General features: G+C 74.5%; 8 protein-coding genes. 5 read left to right on the top strand and 3 right to left on the bottom strand.

Annotation, left to right across the window (positions count from 1 at the left end; translation table 11 throughout):
* The first annotated feature begins 29 nt into the window (after nucleotides 1-29).
* From ACZ6O5_RS22570 to ACZ6O5_RS22555, 4 genes are all read left to right on the top strand, one after another.
* Nucleotides 30-761 carry a methyltransferase domain-containing protein gene (locus ACZ6O5_RS22570; protein ID WP_465979823.1) on the top strand — a complete coding sequence of 244 codons (732 nt, stop codon included), beginning with the start codon at nucleotides 30-32 and terminating at the stop codon, nucleotides 759-761.
* Nucleotides 758-1,921, top strand: coding sequence for an alkaline phosphatase family protein (locus tag ACZ6O5_RS22565; protein WP_465979822.1), 1,164 nt, complete (start codon nucleotides 758-760; stop codon nucleotides 1,919-1,921). The genes ACZ6O5_RS22570 and ACZ6O5_RS22565 overlap by 4 nt, the downstream gene beginning before the upstream one ends.
* Nucleotides 1,922-2,007: 86 nt before the next feature.
* Nucleotides 2,008-3,270, top strand: coding sequence for a DNA polymerase IV (locus ACZ6O5_RS22560; protein ID WP_465979821.1), 1,263 nt, complete (start codon nucleotides 2,008-2,010; stop codon nucleotides 3,268-3,270).
* A gap of 115 nt (nucleotides 3,271-3,385) precedes the next feature.
* Complete coding sequence (locus ACZ6O5_RS22555; RefSeq protein ID WP_107162615.1) at nucleotides 3,386-3,784, top strand: DUF3040 domain-containing protein; 399 nt, start codon at nucleotides 3,386-3,388, stop codon at nucleotides 3,782-3,784.
* A 185-nt stretch (nucleotides 3,785-3,969) separates the two neighbouring features.
* Here the strand turns inward: ACZ6O5_RS22555 and ACZ6O5_RS22550 are convergent, their stop codons facing one another.
* From ACZ6O5_RS22550 to ACZ6O5_RS22540, 3 genes are read right to left on the bottom strand one after another with little or no spacing between them, the layout of a single operon-like run.
* Nucleotides 3,970-6,435 carry a transglutaminase TgpA family protein gene (locus ACZ6O5_RS22550; protein ID WP_465979820.1) on the bottom strand — a complete coding sequence of 822 codons (2,466 nt, stop codon included), beginning with the start codon at nucleotides 6,433-6,435 and terminating at the stop codon, nucleotides 3,970-3,972.
* Between the two features lie 16 nt (nucleotides 6,436-6,451).
* Nucleotides 6,452-7,750 (bottom strand): DUF58 domain-containing protein, encoded by a 1,299-nt coding sequence (locus ACZ6O5_RS22545; protein ID WP_465979819.1) that lies wholly within the window; start codon nucleotides 7,748-7,750, stop codon nucleotides 6,452-6,454.
* Nucleotide 7,751: 1 nt separating this feature from the next.
* A complete protein-coding gene (locus tag ACZ6O5_RS22540; RefSeq protein WP_465979818.1) occupies nucleotides 7,752-8,816 on the bottom strand; it encodes an AAA family ATPase in 1,065 nt (354 codons plus the stop codon).
* Between the two features lie 349 nt (nucleotides 8,817-9,165).
* Here ACZ6O5_RS22540 and leuS point away from each other — a divergent pair, with 349 nt between their 5' ends.
* Nucleotides 9,166-12,006, top strand: a complete 2,841-nt coding sequence (leuS, locus tag ACZ6O5_RS22535; protein ID WP_465979817.1) for a leucine--tRNA ligase — start codon at nucleotides 9,166-9,168, stop codon at nucleotides 12,004-12,006.
* Nucleotides 12,007-12,145: the final 139 nt, after the last annotated feature.

Genomic DNA, 12,145 nt, shown 5'->3' with positions numbered 1-12,145 from the left:
GCGCTGACGACCATGGCTAGGCTCCCCTCGTGGAGCAGACCCGAACCCTCACCCCCCGCACCGCCGTGATCTGGTCGGTGCTCCGGGCCGAGCTGAGCCGGCGGGCCGACGGACGGCTCGCCGTGCTCGACGTCGGCGGCGGGACCGGCGGCTTCGCCGTCCCGCTAGCCGAGGCCGGCCACCGGGTCACCGTGGTCGACGCCAGCCCCGACGCGCTCGCCGCGCTGACCCGCCGGGCCGCCGAGGCCGGGGTCGCCGATCGGGTACGCGCGACGCAGGGCGACGCCGACGCGCTCGCCGGGCTGGTCGAACCGGCCTCGGTGGACCTGGTGCTCTGCCACTCCGTCCTGGAGGTGGTCGACGACCCGCAGCCGGTGACGGCGGCGCTGGTCGCCGCGCTGCGTCCCGGCGGCGCGGCCAGCGTGCTGGTCGCCGCGCGGGCCGCCGCGGTGCTCGGCCGGGCGATGAACGGGCAGCTCGACGCCGCCGCCGCGCTCGCCGCCGACCCGCACGGCACCGCCGGCGGCCGGGACACGCTGCGCCGCCGCTACGACGCCGACGGCGCGACCGCGCTGCTCACCGCCGCCGGGCTCGTCGTCGAGGAGATCCACGGCGTACGCGTGCTCGCCGACCTGTTGCCGGCCGCCGTGGCCGACGGTCAGCCGGCCGCCCTGGTGGAGTTGGAACGGGCCCTGGCCGGTCGGCCGCCGTACCGGGACCTGGCCGCCCAACTGCACCTGTTCGCCCGCCGCCCGGCATGACCGGCCCCGTCCCGGCCCCACTGGACCGGGTCGCGCCCCGCTACGACGGCGGCGGCCTGGTCGACGTGCTGCCCAGCGCGTTGTCGCTGCTCGGCGTGCCCGGTGCGGTCGACCGGCTCGACCTGACGTCCCGGCTCGCCGGGGTACGCCGGATCGCCGTGCTGCTCGTCGACGGCCTCGGCTGGCACCAGATCCCCACCGCCGCCCGGTACGCGCCGACGCTGGCCGGGCTGGCCGCCACCACCGGCACGCCGCTCACCGTGGGCTTCCCCTCCACCACCCCGACCAGCCTGGTCGGCCTCGGCACCGGCGCCCCGTCGGGCGCGCACGGCGTGCTCGGCTTCACGGTCCGGGTGCCCGGCACCGACCGGGTGCTCACCCACGTCGACTGGGCCGGCGACCCCGACCCGCTCCGCTGGCAACCGGTCCCCACCTGGTACGAGCGGGCCCGCGCCGCCGGCGTGGCGGTGACCGTGGTGAGCCGCCCCGAGTTCGCCGGCAGTGGCCTGACGCTGGCCGCCAACCGGGGCGGCGACTACCGGGGCGCGGCGGGGATCGACGCGCTCGCCGCCCGGATGCTCACCGCGGTGGCCGCCGGCGTCGGGCCCACGCTGGTCTCCGGTTACCACCCCGACCTGGACCGGCACGGGCACCTCAGTGGCGTCGACTCGGCGCCCTGGCGGGTGGCCGCCGCCGAGGTGGACGCGCTGCTGGCCCGCCTGGTGGACGGGTTGCCGCCGGACGCCGCGCTGCTGGTCACCGCCGACCACGGCCAGCTCGACATTCCCGCCGGGCACCGGATCGACCTGGACGCCGATCCCCGGCTGCGGGCCGGGGTGCGGGTGGTGGCCGGCGAGCCCCGGGTCCGTTACCTGCACGTCGAGCCGGGCGCCGAGGCCGACGTGGTGGCCGCCTGGCGTGGGGTGCTGGGCGGGGCGGCCGACGTGCTGACCCGGGCGGAGGCGGTGGCCACCGGCTGGTTCGGGCCGGTGCCGGAGGCACACCTGGCCCGGATCGGCGACGTGGTGGTGGTCTGCCGGGACACGTACGCGGTGGTCGCCACCCGGTCCGAGCCGCCGATGGTGTCGCGGCTGGTGGCGTACCACGGTGCGGACACCGCCGCGGAGATGACCGTCCCGCTGCTGGTGGTCCGGGGCTGACCGGTCCGGTCGCGCCCGGCCGGACGGGGCTGGCCGGACGGGGCTGGCCGGTGGGGTTGTCGGACCGGCGGGCTAGCCTGCGGGGCATGGGCCGCAGCCAGTCGTTGCCCCGGGGCGGCGGTGACCCGCGCTTCGGGCCGGACGCCGACGACACCGGCTGTTCCATCCTGCACGTCGACATGGACGCGTTCTTCGCCTCGGTGGAGGTGCGTCGCCGCCCCGAGCTGCGTGGCCGGCCGGTGGTGGTGGGCGGCGTCGGGCCACGCGGCGTGGTCAGCTCCGCCAGCTACGAGGCCCGGGAGTTCGGGGTCCGCAGCGCGATGCCCACCGCCCGGGCGCGGGCGCTCTGTCCGGGCGCGGTCTACCTGCCGCCCGACTTCACCGCCTACTCGGCCGCGTCCCGGGCGGTCATGCAGATCTTCCGGGACGTCACCCCGCTGGTCGAGCCACTCTCCCTGGACGAGGCGTTCCTCGACGTGGCCGGTGCCCGCCGGCTGTTCGGGCGACCGGCGGCCATCGCCGCGCTGATCCGTCGCCGGGTGGCCGAGGAGCAGCGGCTGACCTGCTCGGTCGGGGTGGGGCCGACGAAGTTCGTGGCCAAGCTGGGCTCCACCCGGGCCAAGCCGGACGGCCTGCTCGTGGTGCCCGCCGACCGGGTGCTGGACTTCCTGCACCCGCTGCCGGTGTCGGCGCTGTGGGGGGTGGGGGAACGCTCGGCGGAGGCGTTGCGCCGGCTCGGCCTGCGTACGGTGCGCGACCTGGCGGAGGCGCCGGCCGGTCTGCTGCGCCGGGCGGTGGGCGAGGCGTCCGCGACGCACCTGCACGAGCTGGCCCGGGGGCGGGACCCGCGCGGGGTCTCCCCGGAGCAGGTGGAGAAGTCGATCGGGGCGGAGGTCACGTTCGACACCGACGTCACCGACCCGGTCGAGATCCGGCGCGCGCTGCTCGCCCTGGCCGAGAAGGCGGGCGCCCGGCTGCGGGCGGCCGGTCAGGTGGGTCGCACGGTGTCGCTGAAGGTCCGGTTCGCCGATTTCCGCACGATCAGTCGTTCCCGTACGCTCGGCGTGCCGACCGATACCGCACGGGAGATGTTCGACACGGCCTGGGCGCTCTGGCTCGCTCTCGCCCCTGGCGAGGCGGTTCGTCTGGTCGGCGTACGGATGGAGGGGTTGGCCGTGGCGGATCAGACGCCGCAGCAGCTCACCCTGGGTGCGCCGGAGCGGGGGTGGCGGGAGGCGGAAGCGGCGGCGGACGCGGCGGCCGCCCGTTTCGGGCGGTCCGTCATAGGTCCGGCCAGTCTTCTCGGCCGGCGCGATCCACGACAAGTCGAAAAACCGACCCGGCCGTAGGTCGTCCCGCTTTCCGACGCGCGAGCCCCCTCGTAGACTTGCGGGTAAGCAGCCGGTTGGCTGCCACGGTCTGTCGGCCCGCCCGGGCCGACCAACGTGACCGGGGAGGAGTGCCGTGCCGCTCTCGGAGCACGAGCAGCGGCTGTTCGAGCAGATCGAGCGGTCGCTTGCCGAGGATCCCAAGTTCGCCTCGGCCGTGCGCGCCAGCGACCCGCGTTTCCACGCGCGGCGTCGCGTGCTCGTCGCTGCCGGCGTGGTCGTCGCTGGTCTGGCACTGTTGATCTACGGTGCCGTGATCAAGATTCCTGCGGTGGCCGTGGCGGGCTTCGTCGTCATGCTGGCCTCGTTGGGCTACGCGGTGCAGTCGCACCGCCGGTCCCAGTCGCCCGACCTGCACGTGGTGGGCGGCACAACGACAAGTCGGCGTCGTCCCCGTGGCCGCAGTGGCCGCCGGGGCTCCTTCCTCGATCGGATGGAGGACCGCTGGCGGCAGCGCCCGGAGGGCCACCGCTGACCACGCCCCGCCCCTGACCCGGGCGGGGCCGCGACGGACGCTTGCCGGCGTGTGCCGGCAAGCGCATTCGCCGCGTCACCTCCACCCCGTACGTTGTCCCCCTCATTCACGGAAAGAGTGGTTATCCGGGCCCGGATAACCACTCTTTCCGTGAATGAGCCACTACGGCGGCGGAGGGGGAGGGGTCAGCGGGCGGGGCGGTTGGCCAGTAGGCGACGCGGGTTCCAGCGCAGCATCCGCTGCCGGGCCTGCCCGGTGACGGTGACCAGGCGGGACGACCGCTCGGCCAGGGCGTTCTGCCACCGCGCCAGCACCGACGGCGGCAGCACCGCCGCCAGCAGTCGGGTCCGCCGGTCCGCCCGGGCGGCGAGCGCTCCCCGGACCGTCCGCAAGGCCGGCTGCAACTCGGCGTCGGTCAGCGGGTCACGGGCGTACCGGGCCCGCTCCTCGGCCCGACCCAGCAGCCGTACCCCGGTCACCGCGCCGGCGTCCTCGACCAGCGCCTCCCGGCTCAACCGCTCGGCGGTGGCCCGCGGCGTCTCCGTGCCGTCCACCGGCACATGGAAGTCGACAAGCGTGTCGAGCAGTTCGTCCCAGGCGGCGTGCGCGTCGGCGCGGGCCGCCTCGGCGTCCACCCCGACCACCATCTCGGGGCCGCGGCCCCGCTGCCCGGGCACGGCCATCGCGGTGGCCGCCGGCAGGGTCGCCCGGACCCGCCGCCGACGACGCAGCGCGGAGCGGCGCAGGGCCGGCAGGGCCAGCAACGCCAGCAGCGCGAGCACCCCGGCCAGCCACCACGGCCAGACCTGGTCCTGCCGGGTCGGCCCGTTGTCGCCGACCGCCAGGCCCTGGTCGGCGTCCTTGTCCAGGCGGTCCGGTTCGTTCGGGCCGGCCGACGGGTCGGTCGCGTCGGGCGCGGCGCTGCTGCCCGGCGCGGGGGTGATCTCCTCCGGGGCGTCGGTGTCCGGGGCCCAGGCCGACCGCACCGAACCCGGGATGCTCGCCGCCGGGGTGGCGTCGAACGGCACCCAGCCGATCCCGCCGAAGTAGACCTCGGTCCATGCGTGCAGGTTCTGGTTGGTCAGCACGTAGGAGCCGTCGCCGCCGTTGCTGCCGTTGGTGAACCCCACCGCCACCCGGGCCGGTACGCCGGCCGCCCGCACCAGCCAGGCCATGGCCGCCGCGTACTGCTGGCAGTAGCCGACCTTGGTGGCCAGGAAGTCGGTGATGTCGTCCCCGCTGCTGCCGGCGCGGGTGGAGAGCGCGTAGGTGAACCCGTTCTCCACCGAGAAGTAGTCGTAGACCGCCCGGACCTTGTCGTAGTCGGTCTGCCGGCCCTTGACCAGCCGTTCGACCAGCCGGTCGACGGCCGGGACCGACGGGGTGATGGTCTGCTGGCGCAGCACCGCGCTGTCCGACGGCAGGGACGGCGCGGCGCGCAGCGCCGCCGGGCTGAACGTCGACCGCACGTAGTCGAAGGAGTAGCGCTTGCCGCGGGCGTTGTCCCGGCTGGAGAAGACGATCTGCTGCTGCGGGTCGTAGCGCCAGTTGCCGGCCAGGTCATCGGTCTTCACCGGCTCGGCGTAGACCGGCATCAGTGGCATGTTCAGGTTCTTCGTCACCTCGACGGTGGCGCGGTAGCGCTGCTGCTCGACCCCGCGGGGCGCGCGTTCGGCCGGGTCGGGCAGGCCGCGGGTGACCGGCTGCCCGCTGGGCACGCGCGCCTGGAAACCGCTCGGCCGCAGATCGTCCACCACGCCGAGGCGCAGGTAGAACGGGTTCGGCTCGTTGGTGGTGACCTTGACGAGGTCGAACCGTTCGCTCTGGTTGAGCTGCCCGCTGAGCGCGGCGAACAGGTCGATCCGGCCCGTGCTGCCGCCCTGGCCGGGCCGCCCGTTGCCGTCGCCGGGGCCGGTGCCGAGGTTGTTCATCAGGCCGCCGGTCATCCCCGGCACGGCCAGCGGCAGCGCCACGGCCACCACCACCCCGACCACGGCCAGCCGACGGCCGGCCGCGGCCAGCGGCGACGCCTCCCAGACGTCGACGTCGCGGCCCTCGCCGGTGAACCGGCGCCCGAACCGGCGTACCCGGTCGACGTTGTCGGTGACCAGCAGCCACAGGTAGCCGGCGGCGCCCACCACGAACGGGGTGGCCGGGACGCTGTCCACGTAGACCGCCACCGGCACCGAGTAGATGGCCAGCATCGGCAGCCCGGCCAGCGCCGGCCGACGCAGCCCGACCGCGAGCACGTCCACCACCACGGCCACCGCGCCGATGCCGAGCACGGCGAGGAAGAGCAGCGAGTCGACGTCGGGCACCTTGACGCCGTAGCCGCGCATGTCCTGCAACGAGGTCTGGAGCAGGTCGCCGAAGTGGGCGAACGTGGCCGGGGTCGGCACGAACGCGAACGCCTCGGTGCCGCCCGGGAAGACCCACGTCAGGCCCAGGGTCAGGCCGGCCAGCATGGCCAGCAACTGGCCCCAGAGCGGGGCCCGTCCCAGCCGGGCCAGCGCCGCCGCGCCGGCCACCACGGCGACCACGATGGCCGCCTGGACCAGCCACGTCCAGCGTTCGAAGATCGCCGACAGCGGGGCCGCCGCCAGCAGCGTCGCCGCCGCGGCGACGAAGCCGATGTTGCGGTGCGGGATCACCGAACCACCCTTCCGGTCATCGCATGCCTCCGGCGACGGTCTCGGCCAGCGCCGCCCGCAGGGCGAAGCCCTGGGAGCCGCGCCCGGCCTGCGGCCACAGCGCCGGCAGCCGGTTGCCGTGCTCCACCCCGATCACCCGCCAGCCGCTCTGCAGCAGGGCGAGCGCGGCACTGCCGTGCGCCCGCTCCGCCTCGGCCCGTGCCTTCGGCGCCAGGTTCAGCCAGGTGTTGCTGTCGAGCAGGAACGCCACGCAGGTGGCGCCGTTGCCACGCAGCCCGGCCAGCAGCTCCGCCTCGGCGTCGCCGAGCGTGCCGAGCAGCGCGATGATCAGGCCGCCGTCGGCCCGCTGCCGGACCTGCTGCACCAGCGTGGTGATCTCACCGCGTCGGTCGAGGTGCACCTCGGCGAGGTGATCGAGGAGCACCCCCTCGCCGCCGGCCTCGGTGGCGCCCACGTCGGCGCCGTTGCCGGTGACCAGGCGCAGCTTGTAGCCGGCCTGGCGCAGGTGCACGGCGATGCTGGCGGCGGCCGAGACGGCCCACTCGAAGCTGGCCGTCGGACCCTCGCCGCGATGCCCGGCGGCGCGGGTGTCCAACACCACCGTCGCCCGGCTCTCCCAGGGCTGCTCCTCGCGGCGCACCATCAGCTCGCCGGTGCGCGCGGTCGACTTCCAGTGCACCCGGCGCAGGTCGTCGCCCATCCGGTACTCCCGGGTGGCGGCGTCGTCCTCGCCGTGCACGGCCACCGAGCGGGCCCGGCTGTCGCCGCTGCCGGCGTACTCGCCGGGCAGCCGCACCGCGGGCAGCGAGGTGACCTGGGGGATCACCGTGAGGTGGTCGGTGCTGGGGAACGAGCGGGTCAGCTCGCACAGCCCGAACGGGTCGGTCAGCCGGATCACCAGCGGGCCCACGTCGTAGCGGCCCCGCACGTCGGCCCGGACCGTGTACGCCACGGAACTGGCCTGGTGCGCGCCGAGCCGCTCCAGCACCACCCGGGGCCGGCTGCCCAGCGCGTAGGGGAGCCGGTCCTCCAGGAGCAGCGTGCCGGTGGGCAGCCGGGACAGGTTCTGCAACCGCAGCACCACCCGGGAGCTGGCGCCCACCGGCACCCGGTGCGGATCGAGCGTGCGGTTGCAGGCCAGCTTGTAGCGGCTGCGGCCGACGTACGCGGCGGCCAGCAGCGGCAGGACGGCGAGCAGGACGGCCACCCGGAGCAGGTCCTTCTCACCGAGGATGGCGGCGGAGAGCGCGGCGGCGACCGCGGCCGCCAGGAAGGAGCGCCCGCGGGTGGTCAGCCCGCGCAGCCCGTCGCGCACGTCACGGCCTCCGCGGCTCGTACGGCCCCCGGCCGTTGCCGTTGCCGGTGCCACCGCCGGGCCGGGTGTCGTACGGGGAGCGCTGCCGGTCGTGCGGCAACGGCAGGCGGTGCACCAGCTCGGCGACGATCGCGTCGGTGGTGCGCCGGGCCAGTTGCGCGTCCGCGGTCGGGATGATCCGGTGTGCCAGCACCGGCACCGCGAGGGTTTGGAGGTCATCCGGCAGGACGTAGTCGCGGCCCTCCAGCGCGGCCACCGCGCGGGCGGTGCGCAGCAGTTGCAGCGTGGCCCGCGGGGACGCGCCGAGCCGCAGGTCGGGCGCCTCTCGGGTGGCGGTCACCAGGGCGATCGCGTACTGCTTGACGGCGTCGGCGACGTGCACCTGGCGGACGTGGCCGATCAGCCGCCGCACGGTGGCCGCGTCGGAGACCGGGCGCAGGCCGGACAGCGGGTCGGTGGCGCCGTGTCCGTCCAGCATGGCCAGCTCGGCGCTCGGGTCCGGGTACCCCATCGCGATGCGGGCGGTGAACCGGTCCCGCTGCGCCTCGGGCAGCGGGTAGGTGCCCTCCATCTCGATCGGGTTCTGCGTCGCGATCACCATGAACGGCGTCTGGAGCTGGTAGGTCACCCCGTCGACCGTGACCTGCCGCTCCTCCATGCACTCGAGCAGGGCCGACTGGGTCTTCGGCGAGGCCCGGTTGATCTCGTCGCCGACCACCAGGTTGGCGAAGACCGCGCCGGGGCGGAACTCGAAGTCGTGGGTCTCCTGGTTGTAGACGCTGACGCCGGTGACGTCGCTGGGCAGGAGGTCGGGGGTGAACTGGATCCGGCGGACCGAGCAGTCGATGGAGCGGGCCATCGCCTTCGCCAGCTTGGTCTTGCCGACGCCGGGAACGTCCTCGATGAGCAGGTGGCCCTCGGCGAGCAGCACCGCCAGGGCGAGCCGGACGGTGGCTGTCTTGCCCTCGATGACCTGCTCGATGTTGGCCACGACGGCCTCGCTGGCGGCACGGAACTCGTCGTGCGGCAGCAGACCGCCCACCTCGTCCCAGGTCTGTTGTGTCACGGGCCTCCTCCTCGTCGCCGGAACGGCAGCTCTGTATAGAGCACCTGGACCCGCCGTTGGGTTCGCGACGCCGAGCCTCGTCTGCCGCACGCATCTCACTGGCCTCTCAGGCTAACCATGTTTGCCGGGAACGCCGACTCCCGCAGGTGGTCGGTCGGTTACGCCCGGAATATTCGCCGGACGGGGGACCGGGGTACACTGCGACCCATGGCCGGAGTCTTCCTGCTTCTTACCGAGCCGTGCTGATGCGCTGAACGCGCGACAGCACGGCCGCCCCTCCTGCGCGAGGGGCTTTTTTGTGCCCGCAGCAGACCTCCACCACCCGATGAGACCGCGCCGAGGAGACGCCATGAGTGAGGCAGCCGCACCGGCCACCGACATTCCCCCGTTCCGGTACACCGCCGCCCTGGCCGAGGAGATCGAACACCGCTGGCAGGACACCTGGGAACGGGAGGGCACCTTCCACGCCCCGAACCCGACCGGCCCGCTGGCCGACCCGGGGCACCCCCGGGCCGGCGCCGAGAAGCTGTACGTGCTGGACATGTTCCCGTACCCGTCGGGCGCGGGCCTGCACGTCGGCCACCCGCTGGGCTACATCGGCACCGACTGCTACGCCCGCTACCAGCGGATGGCCGGCCACAACGTGCTGCACGCGATGGGCTTCGACGCGTTCGGCCTGCCGGCCGAGCAGTACGCGGTGCAGACCGGCACCCACCCGCGGACCACCACCGTGGCCAACATCGAGCGGTACAAGGCGCAGCTGCGCCGGCTGGGGCTGGGCCACGACGAGCGCCGCTCGGTCGCCACCATCGACACCGAGTTCTACCGCTGGACGCAGTGGATCTTCCTGCAGGTCTACAACTCCTGGTACGACGCGGACGCGCGCCGGGCCCGCCCGGTGGCCGAGCTGATCGCCGAGTTCGAGGGCGGCACCCGGCCCACCCCGGACGGCCGCCCCTGGGCGGAGCTGACCGTGGCCGAGCGCCGCCGCGTCGTCGACGACCACCGACTGGCGTACGTCTCGGAGGCGCCGGTGAACTGGTGCCCCGGGCTGGGCACCGTGCTGGCCAACGAGGAGGTCACCGCCGACGGTCGCTCCGAGCGGGGCAACTTCCCGGTCTTCAAGCGCAACCTGAAGCAGTGGATGATGCGGATCACCGCGTACGGCGACCGGCTGCTGGACGACCTGGACACGCTGGACTGGCCCGAGCCGATCAAGCTGATGCAGCGCAACTGGATCGGCCGGTCCACCGGTGCGCACATCGACTTCCCGACCGCCGCCGCCGCGGTGCGGGTGTTCACGACCCGGCCGGACACCATCTTCGGCGCCACCTACCTGGTGCTGGCGCCCGAGCACGAGCTGGTCGACGCGCTGGTGCCGGCCGCCTGGCCGGCGGGGACCCGGGACGCCTGGACCGGCGGGCACGCGGGCCCACGCGAGGCGGTCGAGGCGTACCGCAAGGCCGCCGCCGCCAAGACGGACATGGAGCGGCAGGCCGACACCCGGGAGAAGACCGGCGTCTTCACCGGCGCCTACGCCGACCACCCGGTCACCGGCGCGCCGGTGCCGATCTTCATCGCCGACTACGTGCTGGCCGGTTACGGCACCGGCGCGATCATGGCGGTGCCCGCCGAGGACGAGCGGGACCACGCGTTCGCCGAGGTCTTCGAGCTGCCCGTGGTGCGTACCGTGCAGCCGCCGGAGGGGTTCACCGGCGGGGCGTACACCGGGGACGGGCCGCGGATCAACAGCGCCGCGCCCGCGGCCGGTCTGGACCTGAACGGCCTGGGGCTGGCCGACGCGAAGGCCCGGGCCATCGGGTGGCTGGAGGCCGAGGGGCACGGCGTCGGCGCGACCACCTGGCGGCTGCGGGACTGGCTGTTCTCCCGGCAGCGCTACTGGGGCGAGCCGTTCCCGATCGTGTACGACGAGACCGGGGCGCCGATCGCGCTGCCGGAGTCGATGCTGCCGGTCGAGCTGCCCGAGGTGGACGACTTCTCGCCGAAGACGTTCGACCCGGAGGACGCCGCCAGCAACCCGGAGACCCCGCTGTCGCGGCGGCGCGACTGGGTCGAGGTGGAGCTGGACCTGGGCGACGGGCCGAAGCGGTACACCCGGGAGACCAACGTGATGCCGCAGTGGGCCGGCTCCTGCTGGTACGAGCTGCGCTACGTGGACCCGACCGCCGCCGACCGTTTCGCCGAGCCGGAGAACGAGGCGTACTGGATGGGCCCGCGGCGGCCTGGCGACTGCGGGGGCACCGACCTGTACGTCGGTGGGGCCGAGCACGCCGTGCTGCACCTGCTGTACGCCCGCTTCTGGCACAAGGTGCTGTTCGACCTGGGGCACGTCTCCTCGTTCGAGCCGTACCGCCGGCTGTTCAACCAGGGCTACATCCAGGCGTACGCGTTCACCGACCCGCGCGGCGCGTACGTGCCGGCCGAGGAGGTCGTCGAGGTCGACGGCCGGTGGTTCCACGGCGAGACGGAGGTCCGGCGCGAGTACGGCAAGATGGGCAAGTCGCTGCGGAACGTGGTCACCCCGGACGACATGTGCGCGGCGTACGGCGCCGACACGTTCCGGGTGTACGAGATGTCGATGGGCCCGCTGGAGGTCTCCCGCCCGTGGGAGACCCGGGCGGTGGTCGGCTCGTACCGGTTCCTGCAGCGGGTCTGGCGCACGGTGGTCGACGAGGGGACCGGCGCGTCGCGGGTCACCGACGCGCCCGCCGACGAGGCGACCCGGCGGCTGCTGCACAAGGTGATCGACGGGGTCCGCGTCGACATGGACGCGATCCGGTTCAACACCGCGATCGCCAAGCTGATCGAGCTGACCAACGGCCTGACGAGGCTGGCGGAGACGCCGCGCGAGGTGGCCGAGCCGCTGGTGCTGATGGTCGCCCCGTTCGCCCCGCACATCGCCGAGGAGTTGTGGCGCCGGCTGGGCCACGACACCTCGCTGACGTACGCGGACTTCCCGGTGGCCGACCCGGCCCTGCTGGTGGCCGAGTCGGTGACCTACCCGGTGCAGGTCAACGGCAAGGTCCGCGGCCGGGTCGAGGTGCCGGCCGACGCGCCCGAGGACGTGGTCCGCGCGACCGCGCTGGAGGCGGTCGCCGGCGTGCTGGCCGGCAAGGAGCCGCGCAAGGTGATCGTGGTGAAGGGCCGGATGGTCTCGGTCGTCGCCTGAGCCGGGTCGCGGGCGCGTTCGGCCCGAGCGCGCCCGCGCCGTCCCCGGCGGCCCGCCCGGCCCCCCGGGTGCGGCCGCAGGTTCAACTCTTCGTGGCGCCGTTTGGGCTTAGAGCAGCATCGCCTCCGGGCGGCCCGCG

The organism is Micromonospora sp. NPDC049201 (genome assembly GCF_055586805.1).
Note: the sequence above shows the minus strand (reverse complement) of the source record. Positions and strands in the feature narration are given on the sequence as shown.

Bases quoted from the DNA above. Each gene is read 5' to 3' on its own strand.
- ACZ6O5_RS22560 (WP_465979821.1), top strand. From the start codon at position 2,008: ATGGGCCGCAGCCAGTCGTTGCCCCGGGGCGGCGGTGACCCGCGCTTC.
- leuS (WP_465979817.1), top strand. From the start codon at position 9,166: ATGAGTGAGGCAGCCGCACCGGCCACCGACATTCCCCCGTTCCGGTAC.
- ACZ6O5_RS22565 (WP_465979822.1), top strand. From the start codon at position 758: ATGACCGGCCCCGTCCCGGCCCCACTGGACCGGGTCGCGCCCCGCTAC.